Source organism: Erwinia tracheiphila (assembly GCF_021365465.1).
Lineage (GTDB): Bacteria > Pseudomonadota > Gammaproteobacteria > Enterobacterales > Enterobacteriaceae > Erwinia > Erwinia tracheiphila.
Window position 1 is genome coordinate 3,254,614 of record NZ_CP089932.1, and the last position, 15,868, is coordinate 3,270,481.

A 15,868-nucleotide genomic window follows, 5' to 3' on the forward strand; every position below is an offset into this window, starting at 1 on the left:
GAGAAGAAATGATTGGCACAGGCTACGCGACTAACAACAGCATGTTTCAGTCAAGTTTAACACCAAGGCGGTGAGCCACTTCTTCATAGGCTTCAATCAGGCCGCCAAGGTTCTGGCGATAGCGGTCCTTATCCATTTTGTTTAGCGTTTCGCTATCCCAAAGTCGTGCGCCATCTGGAGAGAATTCATCACCCAGCACCACGTCCCCCTTAAACAGGCCAAACTCCAACTTGAAGTCCACGAGAATCATGCCGGCGTCAAGGAACAATTTGCTCAACACATCGTTTGCCTGGAAGGTCAGTTCACGCATACGCGCCAGATTGTCTTTGCTCACCCAGCCAAATGTCTCACAGTAGGATTCATTAATCATGGGGTCATGCTTCGCATCATCTTTGAGAAACAAATCGAAGAGGGGGGGATTCAGGATCGTCCCCTCTTCCACCCCAAGTCGTTTGACCAACGATCCCGCGGCCCGATTACGAACTACGCATTCAACCGGGACCATCTCCAGTTTTTTTACCAGCGCTTCATTATCAGACAACAGCGCTTCCATCTGAGTTGGGATACCGGCTTCCTGCAATTTGCTCATAATAAAATAATTAAATCTATTATTAATCATCCCTTTACGATCGAATTGTTCAATGCGCTCACCGTCAAGTGCTGATGTATCGTTGCGAAATTCGAGTACTAACAAATCCGGATTTTCGGTGCTGTAAACGGTTTTCGCTTTGCCGCGATACAACTCAGCTTGCTTTTGCATTTTAATTAACTCCACATGTGAACTGAAAAAATTGCCGGTAGGTATTGTACGTTCTGCCGCTAAAAAATCGAAGCAATCGTTTACGCAACGGTAAGTAAAAATCTTACCCACCCAGAAGACGGCTTTGATGACGACCTGGAAAGGTGCACCAGCAGCCAGGCAAAAGAGTCACGGATTATGTTAAAACCAAAGACAATCCGGCAACGTATTGATGAAAGCGCCCGCTGGACATGGTTTTCAATGAGCAGCAAAAATCCGCTTTCACAATCGACAGTTTTACTTGCACCACGCGGAAACGGACTAAAAATCTAAAAAGAAGCCTGAGCCTGTACTGCCAGATTTAAATCCAAAGACAAAGAGGCAGAGCCAAATCTGCTGATAAACATCCACAAGGTATGGTTTTAATTTGGTAATAAAAAGGCCGGAAGATGCCCGGCCTGACAGGTTACTTGCTGAATGCAGCCTGGAATACGGCCACCAGCGCATCGTTTTGCGACTGAGTAAGGGTATGTCCTTTTGGATCGAGGAACTGCAGACTGCTGCGATTATCCAAATCGCCCACCTGAATTTTATAATCACCATCAGGCAGCTGCGGATCTTTCGCTCCCAATTTGTCCCAGGTTTCCGTGTCCGGGACTTTATAAGTGACGCTCAGGCTTCCCTGAGAGCGATTTTTATCGCTCACTTTCATATTAACGCGTTCCAGCGCCGAGGGCAGGCGTTCCCAAACGGTGTTGAAAGGCGCACGGACGATCAAATTAGGCAATCCGGTATCGTCCGCTCCGCTTTGAACATCAATTTGCGTTGCACTTCGGTGAGCTGCGGCATTTTCCCGGCTGGTTTCCATTTTATCCAGACCGTCACTCAGCTCGTTAAGCATCTGGGCAGTGTAGCGTTGCAGCTGCACTGGCGATGTGACCCCTTTACCCTCTTGCTGTAATTCCAGTAGTTTGACATTCAGCGCCTGCTGATAGCCCTGTTGCTGTACGCCGATTTGATAGCGGCCACGGTACTGGTGGTCTTCATCTGCACGATTCCACTGAACCCAGTCAGTGGTCAACGTCTGGCTGGCATCGGTACGGCTGGCAATTGTATAATTGCGCGCCTGAATCACATCCACCACCTGCGGCCACAAAGCGCCACTGTGATCATTTTCCAACAACAACACGCCAGTGTTACCTGCAAACTGCGTGCGGGTACCGCTCATCAGAGCCAAAGCCTGAGTGGGGGGGCGAATATCAAGCTGCTTGCCAACCGGACCTTTCGTACTGGCAGGCGGTATATCAAAATCCCCGTTTTGCAAAGGCAAAATCATCCCAGCCGGTGAGCGCAATTCGCTGACGTCATCGGCCTGCAAATAGGATTCATCTCCGCTCACCTGCCACTTATAACGCTGGTCGCCTGAACAGGCAGCCAGCATCATTACCAGCGACAAGCCAATCACTTTAGCTACGGTGGACTTTTGTACTGAATAAGCCATTAACACTCCCTAAATTTACAGCAGGCCCGCGTGTTTCAGAGCCTGCTCAACAACCGGACCACCGGCATCAGTCATAGGCGTCATCGGCAGGCGCAGCGTGTCGGTTGCGATTAACCCTAATTTTTTCGCTGCCCATTTTACCGGGACAGGATTGGGTTCAACAAACAGCTTTTGATGCAATGCCATCAGCCGACGGTTAAGGCCGCGTGCTTCAGCAAAATTCCCCTGTTGCGCCAGCTGGCATAACTGCACCATTTCGCTTGCAGCGATATTTGCCGTCACGGAGATGACACCCCTGCCACCCAGTTGCATGAAATCCAGCGCGGTAGCGTCATCGCCACTGACCAGAATAAAGTCATCATCAACCAGCTCTTGGATCTGGCTAACCCGGGATAAGTTCCCGGTGGCTTCTTTAATTCCGACAATATTTTTGACTTTAGCCAGACGCCCTACGGTTTCCGGCAGCATATCGCAGCCGGTGCGGGATGGGACATTATAAAGTATTTGAGGCAGATCGGTACTTTCGGCAATCGTCCTGAAGTGCTGATAAATCCCTTCCTGGGTTGGACGATTGTAGTAAGGGGTGACTGTCAGGCAACCCACCACACCACTTTTTTCGAATCGTCTGGTCAGGCAAATACCTTCTGACGTTGAGTTAGCCCCCGTTCCTGCAATGACCGGAATGCGCCCATCGGCCAGCTCCAGCGTCATCATAACCACGTCACCGTGCTCATCGTGGCTCAACGTTGCAGATTCTCCGGTGGTCCCTACCGAGACGATTGCGGATGTTCCACTGGTAACATGATAATCAATTAATTTTTTTAAACTCGCGCGGCAGACATTTCCTTTGTCATCCATCGGCGTAATCAATGCAACAATACTTCCCGTGAACATTAGCCATCCCCTCCACAAACAAGTCCTTCATGGTAAGGTTGAGCGCTATTGAAAAGCAAGCAGACAAGCCGTGCAGCCCCTTGGCAGAGGATATTTTTTATGTTTACCTTAGTGATATCACAATTGCTAATCATTACGACAGACAGGACGCTTTATTTTGCCGCAGTCAGAGCAACATCATCTTGTTATTACCGCGCTTGGCGTTGATCGCCCAGGAATAGTGAATACCATCACCCGCCACGTCAGTAATTGCGGGTGCAATATTGAGGACAGCCGTCTTGCCATATTGGGTGATGAGTTTACTTTTATTATGCTGCTTTCCGGTAGCTGGAACGCCATTGCCCTGATAGAGTCGACGCTGCCTCTGAAAGGTGCCGAACTGGATCTGCTGATTGTCATGAAGCGCACCACTTTTCATAAACGCCCGCCAATGCCCGCTACCGTCTGGGTTCAGGTGGAAGTCACCGACTCCGTTCATATTATTGAGCGCTTTACCGACCTGTTTGACACCCACCAAATGAATATCGCAGAGCTGGTTTCACGTACGCAACCGGCTCAGGAAAATGAGTCTCCGTTGCTCTATATTCAAATCACAGCGCACAGTCCTGCCAGTCAGGATGCCTCAATTATTGAACAGGCGTTTAACCACCTCTGTACAGAATTAAAAGCACAGGGCAGTATTAGCGTCGTTCAGTATCCACCGCATGATGACAAAATGGAGAGTAGTGATGAATCCACTGAAAGCTGGTGATCAAGCACCGAAATTTAGTTTGCCCGACCAGGATGGCGAACAAATAAATTTGACCGACTTCCAGGGGCAGCGCGTTCTGGTCTATTTCTACCCGAAAGCAATGACGCCCGGTTGTACTGTTCAGGCATGCGGTCTGCGTGACAGCATGGACGAACTGAAAAAAGCGGGCGTCGAAGTCCTTGGTATCAGCACAGATAAACCTGAGAAGCTCTCAAAATTTGCGGAAAAAGAGCTGCTTAACTTCACCCTGCTTTCTGACGAAAATCATCAGGTTTGCGAGCAGTTTGGTATCTGGGGTGAAAAAACCTTTATGGGAAAAACCTATGACGGGATTCACCGTATCAGCTTTCTGGTTGACGGCGATGGCAAAATCGAAAAAGTATTTAACGACTTTAAAACCAGCAATCATCACGACATCGTGATGGATTACCTGAAATCCCTCTGACTCACTCACCAGCGTGAACCGGGGTCGGTATAACACCGGCCCCGGTTTTTAAGAACGGCTTCTGGTATGATTAGCCAGTGGATTGTTAGTTATTCTCAATTAACCTCTTGTGTAAAAAATTTTCAGCTTACCTCAATGAGGTTCAGGTGTTTGGTCGTGACGCAGACTTGCTGATCACGTATGCTTTGCGCTTTGGATGTAACATATGGCTAAAGTTGATGTCGTCTGCCCTCAGTGCAATGAAACTCATGCTGTACGATGTAACGGACATTCAGCATCCGGTGCCCAACGTTACATCTGCAAGCATTGTTCAAAGACCTTTCAGCTCAACTTTAGCTACTCCGGTGCCAAACCAGACACACACCAGACCATTGTTAATATGGCCATGAATGGTTACGGATGTCGCGATACCGCACGGGTCCTTGGTAACAGCCTCAATACGGTTCTGCGGCACGTAAAAAAATTTCGCCAAAGCAGGTAGCTGAGAATATCGACCCCGAAACGGAGGTTGTTATCTGCTGTGAAGCCGGTGAACAATGGTCTTACGTGCGGTGTAAAAGCAATCCCCGATGGTTGTTCTATGCTTATGACCGTATCCGCAAACGTGCTCTGGCCCATGTCTTCGGTCCGAGAAATGCCCCGACCCTGCGACGATTGCTGGCCCTGTTAAGCAAATTTAACATTGCCTTTTATATGACAGATGCGTGGCCGGTTTATAAAGTTCTGTTAAGTGCAACAGGCCACGTGGTGAGCAAGAAATATACCCAACGGACAGAACGACATAATCTTAATCTTCGCACACATATCAAACGACTGACCCGCAGAACAATTTGCTTTTCGAAGTCAGAGGAAATGCACGATAAGATCATCGGTTGGTATCTTACTCTTCATCATTATCAATAAATATGCGTCACGACCGAAGAATTTATATCATAATACGCATTGTTTTTTTCAGTAAGGGGCTATTTTAGGAATTGACCAAGGTGGTGATTAGTTTGTTTCATGCCAAATAATAATCGCAAAATAACTTCCCTTCATCTGAAGAAAAAAGCAAAACTGGTCAGTTAACGCATGCAATTGGCGAAAAATTAACTTCTGTCGTGACAAACCTCACGTAATCGATTTTATATACCACTTAAAAATCATTATTTTCCGAAGAAGACATTCTGGTTTTTTAACTCCCCAGGCTGCCGCGTAAATTTTACGTATAAACATTTCTGCTGCATGCGGTGTGTGATAAATGATTTATCGATGGACCTGATTAAATTCATCATTACCGCCCGGTAAAATGGTTATTCTGACTACTTTGATCGGGGTAAGGGAATGTTATCGTCCATGATTCCGGTCCCGTAAATACCTTATCTTACCTTCTGTGAACTTCTCACATATCTTGAATGTATGAATTTTGTGCGCGACGGGACCTGTCCTTTCTTTAATTGTGAATGATGCCCCCATCATTGTTTTTCATCAGTGTGACTCATTCGCTGCGCTGAAATGGAGATTTAAATTTTTAGTGAAATCTTGACACATCGGGTGTTCTGTAACATTTAATGCCGCCGTTTGCGGTTTCCTTACGCGAGCGCTCTGTTAATATATGCGGCGATTGGGCGTTTATTTCAGCATGAAGGCCAGCAGAAGAGGATATGATCGGAATGGGATTCAGCATCGGTAACCGGGTCAAAACCTGTGCAGTGGCCTCAGTGCTCGCCACAATGCTCATCAACACAGTACCTGCAACTGCTGACGTCAGTGATAACCTCCCTGATATTGGCACTACCGCTGGCAATACGCTCTCAATCGCTCAGGAAATGCAGCTGGGCGATTTTTATGTTCGCCAGCTGCGTGCCAGTGCGCCTCTGATTAACGATCCTCTGCTGAATACTTATATCAATCAGCTGGGGGAACGGCTGGTCGCACATGCCTGGTCGGTGAAAACGCATTTTCATTTCTTCATGGTCAGTAATGATGAGATTAATGCCTTTGCTTTCTTCGGCGGCAATGTCGTACTGCACTCAGCCCTGTTTCGCTACACCGATAACGAAAGCCAGCTGGCTTCGGTGGTGGCTCACGAAATTTCTCACGTTACCCAACGCCATCTGGCGCGAGCCATGGAAGCCCAGCAACGCAACGCACCACTAACCTGGGCGGGCGCACTCGGCTCGATTCTGTTGGCGATGGCTAATCCACAGGCCGGAATGGCGGCACTCAGCGGCACGCTGGCCGGGACACAGCAGAGAGTGATTAGCTTCACCCAGCAAAACGAGCAGGAGGCAGACCGCATTGGTATCCAGGTATTGCAACGCGCCGGGTTCGATCCTCAGGCAATGCCCGATTTTTTACAGAAGCTTGCCGATCAGTCACGTTTTGCTTCTAAGCCCCCGGAAATGCTGCTGACCCATCCTCTGCCTGAAAGTCGCCTGTCTGACGCCCGTAACCGCGCCAACCAAATGAAGCCAGTGGTGGTGCAGTCGTCACAGGATTTTTACATGGCAAAAGTCCGTGTGCTGGGCATGTACGCCACCGGTCAGAACCAGCTAACCGATGATTTACTCGATAGCCTGAGTAAAGGAAACGTCCGCGAGCAGGCTGCAGCGCACTATGGCAAAGCAGTACAGTTTTTACAGGCAAAAAGTTACGATAATGCCAGAAAAATAGTCGCCCCATTGCTGGCAAAACAGCCCACCAATATCTGGTATCTGGATATCATGACCGATATTGATATAGGCCTGAAGCAGCCACAGCAGGCGATTACAATGCTGCTTGCGGCGAAAGGGGTAAGCGACAATCCGGTCGTGCAACTTAACCTGGCAAATGCCTGGGTTGAAGCTGGCGAGCCAGCCAGCGCCAGCAAGATCCTTTACCGCTATACATGGACGCACAAAGATGATCCTAACGGTTGGGATCTTCTTGCTCAGGCTTCTGCAGCTCAAGGCCTGATCGATGAAGAGCAGGCAGCGCGTGCAGAAAGTCTCGCGCTGTATGGACGACTCGACCAGGCCATTCGTAGCCTAAGCAGTGCGAGCGCGGCGGTCCCGTTGAGCAGTCTCAAACAGGCCCGTTATGATGCGCGAATCGATCAGCTGCGTCAGTTACAACAGCGCTTTCGCGCTCATCAAAAATAGAGAAAGGATAACTATGTCAGACGTGCAGATCTACCATAACCCACGCTGTTCCAAAAGCCGTGAGACACTGGCATTACTGCACAGCCGCGGCATTCATCCCCATGTGGTGCTCTATATGGAGTCGCCTCCTGCGGTTGCCACCCTGCAAGAATTACTGAAAGCCCTGGGATTTCGTTCAGCACGCCAGTTGATGCGAACAAAGGAGGTGCTTTATCAGCAACTTGGTCTGGCGGATGAAACGCTCAACGAAACACAATTATGTGAGGCAATGGCCGCGCATCCCAGGCTGATCGAGCGCCCCCTGGTAATAGCAGGGTGCAAGGCAAGACTGGGGCGTCCCCCTGAGCAGGTTCTGGACATTATTTGACTACAGTGGAAAAAGGGAGGCGCGCTTTTATAATTCCAGCGCTTCTTTAACAAAAGGTATCGTCAACTTCCTCTGGGCGCTAATGGATGCATGATCCAGCCTGTCCAGCGTCATGAACAACGTGCGCATTTCCCGATCCAGACGTTTTAACAGGAAGCGGCCAACATCTTCAGGCAGTTCAAAGCCTCTTAGCCTTGCGCGCAATTGTAATGCCTGCAGCTTATCGTCGTCAGACAGCGGTTGCAGACGATAAATTTGTCCCCAGTCAAGACGGGAAGCAAGATCAGGTAGTTTCAGATTGAGCTGGCGCGGGGGACGATCGCCTGTGATCAACAGACGGGTTCTGCCCGTTTCCAGAATACGATTGTAGAGATCGAACAGCGCCATTTCCCACAGTTCATCACCTGCAATACATTCAATATTATCAATACAAATAAGCGCCAGCTGCTCCATGCCATCCAGAACTTCTGGCACAAACCAGGTTCGCTTATCCAGTGGCACGTAGCCCACGGCTTCACCTCGCGCGGACAACTCGGCACAGGCAGCGTGCAACAGATGACTACGCCCACCACCCTCACGCGACCAAAAATACAAATAGCTGCCATGCTCCTGCTGCAGGGCGCAGCGCAGCGCAGCAATGAGCGATGGATTTTCCCCGGGCCAGAAGCTGGCGAAGGTTTCATCATCGGGCAAATACAGAGGCAATGACAGCTGTGCCGGTGTGTTCAGAAGCACCTCAGAGTTGGTCGGCAAAATGCGGCGTAAGTCTACCACAACTTTAGAAGGAGCTTAACCAGAGCGAAAAATAACCCTGCGACCCGCATCAGGAACAGAGATGAATCGCTAAATGCGAATCGATAATTATAAGCATAAATAATGACTAACACGTATTTAACAACTTTTATCTTGCGCATTGCCTTTATTATTCCTCAAAAAATGCAAATGGATAAAAACGCTTTTTATTCACTTATTAATATCTAAAAAGAGAGGTGGCGTTATAAACGTAATTTTTTGTGAGCTTATTTTGACCAGAAGTAATATATTAAAAATCAGTAATAGCAGCAGATAAGAAATAACAAGAAAAACGAAGAAATGTCATCAATGAGCACGCTGACACATCTAATGAAATGGTTATGTCATTCATTTCATGCATTCAGAAACAAGAAGTTCCAGGCAAGGAATAACTGCAAAAAAGGAAAGTTCAGTTAAACGCTCTTTATTTTTCCGCTATGAGATTCGTCAGGAAAAACATTGCATCTGGAGCATCGAAGTTTTCTGCTTTTAACTATTGTGATAACCAGAATGAGAAAAACGAGTCGTTTGCGAGAAATATCACCGAAGCATTGTTCGGGATCGGCAGATATTAAATCGGGTTAACGCACCTTAAACAGGTATACCATCAACGATAATCATAAATGCCGGATGTTGAGCGAAGTGAGTCAGCTGAATTTAAAAAAAGATAAACAGGACCGATTATGAAATCAGGAGGGTTGGTACGCAAAAGGGACGGTATTGTCATCGCTGTTACCGCCCCTTTTGCATCCCGAAAAGCCGTTTTCGCTTTACGCTAAACACAGGGCTAACGGGTTTCCTCTGAGTCAATCACCACTTCTTCCGGCCGCAGTAAACTGATGATGTGAAAAATCAGGCTCAGGCCAATGCCTACAATGGTTGCCAGCGCCATGCCTTTCAGTTCGGCAGCGCCAATATGTATGGTCGCGCCGCTCACACCAATAATCAGAATCACCGACGTGAGTATCAGGTTTTGTGCCCTGTTGTAGTCCACTTTTGATTCAATCAGCACGCGAATCCCGGAAGCACCAATGACACCGTACAATAAAAGTGAGACACCGCCCATTACCGGTACGGGAACAGCCTGAATAGCTGCTGCAAGCTTACCAATGCAGGAAAGCAATATTGCGAGGATAGCAGCCCCGCCAATAACCCAGGTGCTGTAAACGCGGGTAATCGCCATCACGCCGATGTTTTCCCCATAGGTGGTATTGGGTGTTGAACCAAAAAAGCCGGAGAATACTGTGGAAATACCGTTAGCAAACATGGAACGGTGTAAGCCGGGTTCTTTGATAAGATCTTTTTTGACTATGTTTGCCGTCACCACCAGATGGCCGACATGTTCCGCGATCACCACCAAAGCGGCAGGCAAAATAGTCAGCATCGCGTACCATTCAAATCGTGGTTTATAAAAGGTGGGCAACGCAAACCACGGAGCGGCTTCAACACCAGACCAGTTGACCATACCCAGGGACCAGGCCAGCATATATCCCACCAGCACCCCAATCAGCACCGGAATAATAGCCAGGAAGCCGCGAAACAGCACGGAACCAAGCACCGTGATCCCCAGCGTGACCAGGGAAACCAGGATGGTTTTGCCGTCGACGGCCGTGCTGGCAGCAGGAAGCAATCCGGCCATATTGGCCGCCACACCCGCCAGTTCAAGACCGATAACCGCGACAATCGCGCCCATCGCAGCAGGTGGAAACATGACATCAAGCCAGCCGGTTCCCGCTTTTTTAACAATCAGCGCGACCAGGCAAAACAATACGCCGCAAAGAATAAATCCGCCCAGCGCCACCTCGTAGCCCAACGGTAACAACAGCAGGACCGGAGAAATAAAAGCAAAGCTGGAACCGAGATAAGCCGGGATTTTTCCCTTACAAATAAACAGATAAAGCAACGTGCCAATACCGTTAAACAACAGCACAGTAGCCGGATTAATATGAAAGAGGACAGGAACCAGCACCGTTGCACCAAACATAGCAAATAGATGCTGGAAGCTCAGTGGAATAGTTTGCAACAGCGGTGGCCGTTCGCTGACGCCAATTGCACGACGTGTCATAATAGTTATCCTTGTATTTTTGCCGAAAAAAGCCGACTCTCAGGTCGGCTTAAATAACATTTACAATGCGTTTAACCTGCCTGTGCAGGCAGCCAGTCGCTGGCCCATCATCAAAATCACCCAGATGTAATTATCCAGAAAATACCCGAAAATACCGATTTTGGCCGCTTTCAGGCTGGTATTGCAGAGGACGCGTTGTGCCGGGTTAATTATCATTACTTTGTCCCGAAGATCTTATCGCCCGCGTCACCAAGCCCTGGGATAATGTAGCCTTTATCATTCAATCCGCGATCTACCGATGCGGTATACAACTCAACGTCGGGGTGGACTTTCTCCAGTGCGGCAATCCCCTCTGGCGCCGCCACCAGCACCAGCACTTTGATACTGCTGCAACCCGCTTTTTTCAGCAGATCGATAGTAGCAATCATTGAGCCGCCTGTTGCCAGCATGGGATCAACCACCAGCGCCATGCGTTCTTCAATATTGGACACCAGCTTCTGAAAATAGGGGACCGGCTCCAGCGTCTCTTCATCGCGATAAACACCGACTACGCTAATACGTGCGCTGGGGACATTCTCCAGAACCCCTTCCATCATTCCGAGTCCGGCACGCAAAATAGGCACCACGGTGATCTTTTTGCCTTTGATCTGTTGTATTTCAACCGGACCATTCCAGCCTTCAATGGTGACGGTTTCCGTTTCCAAATCGGCGGTCGCTTCATAGGTCAGTAAACTTCCCACTTCTGAAGCCAGCTCACGAAAACGCTTGGTACTCACGTCATGCTCGCGCATCAGACCCAGTTTATGTTTGACCAGCGGGTGTTTAACTTCCACGATCTTCATTGTTGTTCTCCCGAAGTGTTGAACGGCAAAAAATCGCGGAATTATAGCCTTTTTAGCCGCGCAACCCTATTAAATAATCCGACTTTTGGCTAACCCATAAGCCTGAAACCAAAATCGGTTAAAAAGCCACAATGCGCAATGATGCCAAAGAAGCTACTCGCAAACGTTTGCCTGCGCTGTTAGAATTGCCGCGCTCTAATTTACCAAACCACCACAATCGCAAATCGCGTGGGGATTTCGCAGTGACCGACAAAACCTCTCTCAGCTATAAAGATGCCGGCGTTGATATTGATGCGGGTAATGCTTTAGTCGATCGTATTAAAGGCGTAGTGAAAAAAAACCGTCGCCCGGAAGTTATGGGTGGACTGGGCGGTTTCGGTGCCCTTTGTGCGCTGCCACAAAAATACCGTGAACCCATTCTGGTTTCCGGTACGGATGGCGTCGGCACCAAGCTGCGTCTGGCGATGGATCTCAAGCGCCACAGTACTATCGGTATCGATCTGGTCGCGATGTGCGTGAACGATTTGGTGGTTCAGGGGGCCGAACCGTTGTTCTTCCTGGATTACTACGCTACCGGCAAGCTGGATGTCGACACCGCTGCCAGCGTAATCACCGGTATCGCAGAAGGATGCAGCCAGTCTGGCTGTGCGCTGGTCGGTGGCGAAACGGCAGAAATGCCGGGCATGTACCACGGCGAAGATTATGACGTGGCCGGTTTCTGTGTTGGCGTGGTGGAAAAGTCAGACATTATTGACGGCAGCAAAGTACAGGACGGTGACGTGCTGATTGCCTTGGGTTCCAGCGGTCCCCACTCAAATGGCTACTCGCTGGTGCGCAAAATTCTTGAGGTGAGCAACACCGATCCTGAAGCGGTCATGCTTGAGGGTAAACCTCTCGCAGACCATTTGCTGGCCCCCACCCGTATCTACGTGAAAAATATCCTCAGCCTGATTGAGCAGGTCGATGTGCACGCTATTGCGCACCTGACCGGCGGTGGCTTCTGGGAAAATATCCCGCGAGTGCTGCCGGAACAGACCCAGGCCGTACTTGAAGAGTCAAGCTGGCAGTGGCCTGCGGTGTTTGGCTGGATGCAGGAAGCGGGCAACGTCAGCCGTTTGGAAATGTACCGCACGTTTAACTGCGGCGTGGGGATGGTGATCGCCCTGAGTGCCGCTGACGCTGATAAAGCGGTACAGCTAATGCGGGAAGTCGGAGAAAAAGCCTGGAAAATCGGTGTCATTAACGCCTCTGACTCGGCCAAACGCGTGGTTATCAATCCATGAAACGCCTGGTGGTGCTGATATCCGGTGAGGGCGGCAATCTTCAGGCCATCCTGGATGCCTGCCAGCAGCAACGGATCCACGGCAGCATTGCTGCCGTTATCAGCAATCAATCTTCCGCCTATGGACTTGAACGGGCGCGGTCAGCAGCCGTACCCGCCATCGCACTGTCTGCCTCAGACTTTGCCGACCGCGAAGCGTTTGACCGCCAGCTAATGCTCGAGATCGATGCTTATGCCCCCGATCTGGTGGTGTTGGCCGGCTATATGCGCATTCTTGGCCCGGCGTTTGTTACGCGCTATGCTGGCAGGATGCTGAATATCCACCCTTCCCTGCTGCCGAAATATCCGGGCCTTCACACCCATCGCCAGGCGTTAGCCAACGGTGATAACGAACACGGTACGTCGGTGCATTTTGTAACCGAGCAACTGGACGGCGGGCCGGTTATTCTGCAGGCGAAGGTCCCGGTGTTTGAGGGAGATACCGAGGCGGATATCAAGGCGCGCGTCCAGCATCAGGAACATGCCATTTATCCGCTGGTGATAAACTGGTTTATGGCAGGTCGTCTGACAATGCAGGCGGGCAGGGCATGGTTGGATGGTCAGCCACTTCCCCCTGAAGGACATGCGCTGGACTGACGGATTTCTGATTGTAAAACGGGCTAATTTCTCTCCCCAGACGTCACGCTGTCTGGCATTCAGGAAACGGTTGCCTGATTATCAGCGCTAAGGCTTATCGGCCATTTTTCATCCCGGCCTTCCTCTGTACGTTTTTTAGTTATACCCGTGGGGCAGCGCCCCCCGCTTAACGTCATCACGCCCGGCTTTCCGTTGCGCGCAAGCGGCACTCAGCCATGACAATTCAGCCAATCCAAAGGCACGGGTTGATACCCGACCATGAATTCATCAACGAATAATCTCCGTGGACATTGCTACCATACTCTCGCCATAATGCTACGGAAAAATGACCGGTTTCAGGCAGGTTCTGCTTAGACGGAGTAAAGATGGGTCAGGAAAAACTGTATATCGAAAAAGAGTTGAGCTGGTTATCGTTCAATGAGCGCGTGTTACAGGAAGCAGCAGACAAAAGCAACCCGCTGATTGAGCGAATGCGTTTTCTGGGTATCTATTCCAACAACCTCGAAGAATTTTATAAAGTTCGCTTTGCCGATTTGAAACGCCGCATTCTGATCGGTGAAGAACAGGGTTCCCCCAGCACGCCGCGTCATCTGCTCAAAAAAATTCAGGCGAGAGTGCTGAAAGCGGATCAGGAATTTGACGGTCTCTATAATGATTTGCTGCTGGAGATGGCACGTAATCAGATCTTCCTGATTAATGAGCGTCAGCTTTCATCCAACCAGCAAAACTGGCTTCGCCACCACTTTAAACATCACTTACGTCAGCACATCACGCCCATTCTTATTAATCATGATACCGACCTGATCGAATTCCTTAAGGATGATTACACCTATCTTGCGGTAGAGATCATTCGTGGTGAAGAGATTCACTATGCATTGCTGGAAATTCCCTCCGATAAAGTGCCACGTTTTGTCAATCTGCCACCGGAAACACCAAGGCGACGTAAGCCAATGATTTTATTGGATAATATATTAAGATACTGCCTGGGTGATATTTTCCGGGGCTTTTTCGACTACGACGCGCTGAATGCCTATTCGATGAAGATGACCCGCGATGCCGAGTACGATCTGGTGACAGAAATGGAATCCAGCCTGCTGGAGTTGATGTCCTCGAGTCTGAAACAGCGCCTGACCGCAGAGCCGGTACGTTTTGTTTATCAGCGCGATATGCCGGATGCCATGGTTTTAATGCTCAGTCAAAAGCTGAATATCTCCAATTATGACTCCATTGTTCCCGGTGGCCGTTACCATAATTTTAAAGACTTCATCAGCTTCCCGAACGTCGGCAAGGCGAATCTGGTTAATAAGCCGCTGCTACAACTCCGGCATATCTGGTTTGACCGCTTCCGTAACGGTTTTGACGCCATTCGCAACCGTGATGTGCTGCTCTACTACCCTTACCACACGTTTGAACATGTGCTGGAGCTGTTGCGGCAGGCATCGTTCGACCCTGCGGTGCTGGCGATCAAGATCAACATCTATCGGGTAGCAAAAAACTCGCGCATTATCGATGCGATGATCCATGCCGCCTATAACGGCAAGAAAGTCACCGTGGTCGTCGAGTTGCAGGCCCGCTTTGATGAAGAAGCCAATATTCACTGGGCGAAACGGCTAACAGAAGCCGGCGTTCACGTTATTTTTTCCGCGCCGGGCCTGAAAATTCATGCAAAACTGTTTTTAATTTCACGCCGTGAAAATGATGAGGTGGTTCGCTACGCCCATATCGGCACCGGCAATTTTAACGAAAAAACCGCGCGAATTTACACTGACTATTCTCTGCTGACCGCCGATTCACGCATTACCAATGAAGTACGCCGCGTATTTAACTTTATTGAAAATCCTTACCGTCCGGTGAATTTTGAACACTTGATGGTTTCACCGCAAAACTCCCGTCAGATGCTCTACCAGCTTATCGATAGTGAAATAGCCAATGCGCAGAATGGCCTGCCAGCGGGGATCACGCTCAAGGTAAATAACCTGGTCGATAAGGGGCTGGTTGACCGGCTTTATACCGCTTCCAGCGCTGGCGTGAAGGTTAATCTGCTGATCCGTGGCATGTGTTCGCTGATCCCGGATTTGGAAGGAATAAGCGACAATATTCGCGTGATCAGTATTGTTGACCGCTATCTGGAACACGACCGCATCTATATTTTTGATAATGCTGGCGATAAAAAAGTGTTTCTTTCCTCAGCTGACTGGATGACACGTAATATCGATTACCGGATAGAAGTGGCAGTATCAGTGCTTGACCCCATTCTGAAACAACGCGTGCTGGATATCATTGTCATTCTGTTCAGTGATACCCTGAAAGCACGCTTTGTAGATAAAGAATTGAGCAATCGTTACGTGCCACGCGGTAACCGCCGTAAAGTGCGGGCACAGCTGGCTATTTATGACTACATCAAATCTCTGGAACAACCTGACTAACTCACT

The 15,868-nt window shown here is 49.3% G+C and carries 14 protein-coding genes; 8 read left to right on the forward strand and 6 right to left on the reverse strand.

Annotation, left to right across the window (positions count from 1 at the left end):
• Window positions 1-46 precede the first annotated feature (46 nt).
• The 3 genes from purC to dapA form a co-directional block, all read right to left on the reverse strand.
• Window positions 47-760, reverse strand: a complete 714-nt coding sequence (gene purC, locus LU633_RS17025) for a phosphoribosylaminoimidazolesuccinocarboxamide synthase (protein WP_016189933.1) — start codon at window positions 758-760, stop codon at window positions 47-49.
• A gap of 445 nt (window positions 761-1,205) precedes the next feature.
• The gene (gene bamC, locus LU633_RS17030) at window positions 1,206-2,240 is read right to left on the reverse strand and encodes an outer membrane protein assembly factor BamC (protein ID WP_016189934.1); all 1,035 of its coding nucleotides are present in this window, start codon (window positions 2,238-2,240) and stop codon (window positions 1,206-1,208) included.
• A 15-nt stretch (window positions 2,241-2,255) separates the two neighbouring features.
• On the reverse strand, window positions 2,256-3,134 hold the full coding sequence (gene dapA, locus LU633_RS17035) for a 4-hydroxy-tetrahydrodipicolinate synthase (protein ID WP_016189935.1): 879 nt from the start codon (window positions 3,132-3,134) through the stop codon (window positions 2,256-2,258).
• Window positions 3,135-3,291: 157 nt separating this feature from the next.
• Here dapA and LU633_RS17040 point away from each other — a divergent pair, with 157 nt between their 5' ends.
• From LU633_RS17040 to arsC, 5 genes are all read left to right on the forward strand, one after another.
• Entirely contained in the window at window positions 3,292-3,885 is a 594-nt protein-coding gene (locus tag LU633_RS17040) for a glycine cleavage system transcriptional repressor (RefSeq protein ID WP_016189936.1), read from the forward strand.
• The gene (gene bcp / locus LU633_RS17045; protein ID WP_016189937.1) at window positions 3,863-4,330 is read left to right on the forward strand and encodes a thioredoxin-dependent thiol peroxidase; all 468 of its coding nucleotides are present in this window, start codon (window positions 3,863-3,865) and stop codon (window positions 4,328-4,330) included. The genes LU633_RS17040 and bcp overlap by 23 nt, the downstream gene beginning before the upstream one ends.
• A 205-nt stretch (window positions 4,331-4,535) precedes the next feature.
• A protein-coding gene (locus LU633_RS17050; protein ID WP_233481933.1) for an IS1 family transposase occupies window positions 4,536-5,233 on the forward strand; the annotation gives its coding sequence in 2 pieces (ribosomal slippage) (window positions 4,536-4,785 and window positions 4,785-5,233; 699 coding nt in all).
• Between the two features lie 809 nt (window positions 5,234-6,042).
• Entirely contained in the window at window positions 6,043-7,452 is a 1,410-nt protein-coding gene (gene bepA, locus LU633_RS17055; RefSeq protein WP_407647043.1) for a beta-barrel assembly-enhancing protease, read from the forward strand.
• Window positions 7,453-7,465: 13 nt separating this feature from the next.
• Entirely contained in the window at window positions 7,466-7,819 is a 354-nt protein-coding gene (gene arsC / locus LU633_RS17060; RefSeq protein ID WP_016189939.1) for an arsenate reductase (glutaredoxin), read from the forward strand.
• A gap of 27 nt (window positions 7,820-7,846) precedes the next feature.
• On the opposite strand, the gene hda is transcribed toward arsC, so the two are convergent.
• From hda to upp, 3 genes are all read right to left on the reverse strand, one after another.
• Window positions 7,847-8,554 carry a DnaA inactivator Hda gene (gene hda, locus LU633_RS17065; RefSeq protein ID WP_040465400.1) on the reverse strand — a complete coding sequence of 236 codons (708 nt, stop codon included), beginning with the start codon at window positions 8,552-8,554 and terminating at the stop codon, window positions 7,847-7,849.
• Window positions 8,555-9,398: 844 nt separating this feature from the next.
• Entirely contained in the window at window positions 9,399-10,676 is a 1,278-nt protein-coding gene (uraA, locus tag LU633_RS17070; protein ID WP_016189941.1) for a uracil permease, read from the reverse strand.
• A gap of 215 nt (window positions 10,677-10,891) precedes the next feature.
• On the reverse strand, window positions 10,892-11,518 hold the full coding sequence (upp, locus tag LU633_RS17075) for a uracil phosphoribosyltransferase (RefSeq protein WP_016189942.1): 627 nt from the start codon (window positions 11,516-11,518) through the stop codon (window positions 10,892-10,894).
• Between the two features lie 242 nt (window positions 11,519-11,760).
• On the opposite strand from upp, the gene purM reads away from it, so the two are divergent.
• The 3 genes from purM (at window position 11,761) to ppk1 (ending at window position 15,862) form a co-directional block, all read left to right on the forward strand.
• Window positions 11,761-12,801: a phosphoribosylformylglycinamidine cyclo-ligase gene (gene purM, locus LU633_RS17080; RefSeq protein WP_016189943.1), complete on the forward strand. Its 1,041-nt coding sequence runs from the start codon at window positions 11,761-11,763 to the stop codon at window positions 12,799-12,801.
• Entirely contained in the window at window positions 12,798-13,436 is a 639-nt protein-coding gene (gene purN / locus LU633_RS17085; protein WP_016189944.1) for a phosphoribosylglycinamide formyltransferase, read from the forward strand. The genes purM and purN overlap by 4 nt, the downstream gene beginning before the upstream one ends.
• Window positions 13,437-13,801: 365 nt before the next feature.
• Window positions 13,802-15,862: a polyphosphate kinase 1 gene (gene ppk1 / locus LU633_RS17090; RefSeq protein ID WP_016189945.1), complete on the forward strand. Its 2,061-nt coding sequence runs from the start codon at window positions 13,802-13,804 to the stop codon at window positions 15,860-15,862.
• Window positions 15,863-15,868 lie beyond the last annotated feature (6 nt).

Excerpts from the sequence above, each read along its gene's own strand:
- bcp (WP_016189937.1), top strand. The coding sequence starts at position 3,863 with ATGAATCCACTGAAAGCTGGTGATCAAGCACCGAAATTTAGTTTGCCC.
- upp (WP_016189942.1), bottom strand. The coding sequence starts at position 11,518 with ATGAAGATCGTGGAAGTTAAACACCCGCTGGTCAAACATAAACTGGGT.
- uraA (WP_016189941.1), bottom strand. The coding sequence starts at position 10,676 with ATGACACGTCGTGCAATTGGCGTCAGCGAACGGCCACCGCTGTTGCAA.
- arsC (WP_016189939.1), top strand. The coding sequence starts at position 7,466 with ATGTCAGACGTGCAGATCTACCATAACCCACGCTGTTCCAAAAGCCGT.
- purC (WP_016189933.1), bottom strand. The coding sequence starts at position 760 with ATGCAAAAGCAAGCTGAGTTGTATCGCGGCAAAGCGAAAACCGTTTAC.
- ppk1 (WP_016189945.1), top strand. The coding sequence starts at position 13,802 with ATGGGTCAGGAAAAACTGTATATCGAAAAAGAGTTGAGCTGGTTATCG.
- bepA (WP_407647043.1), top strand. The coding sequence starts at position 6,043 with ATGCTCATCAACACAGTACCTGCAACTGCTGACGTCAGTGATAACCTC.
- purN (WP_016189944.1), top strand. The coding sequence starts at position 12,798 with ATGAAACGCCTGGTGGTGCTGATATCCGGTGAGGGCGGCAATCTTCAG.
- bamC (WP_016189934.1), bottom strand. The coding sequence starts at position 2,240 with ATGGCTTATTCAGTACAAAAGTCCACCGTAGCTAAAGTGATTGGCTTG.
- dapA (WP_016189935.1), bottom strand. The coding sequence starts at position 3,134 with ATGTTCACGGGAAGTATTGTTGCATTGATTACGCCGATGGATGACAAA.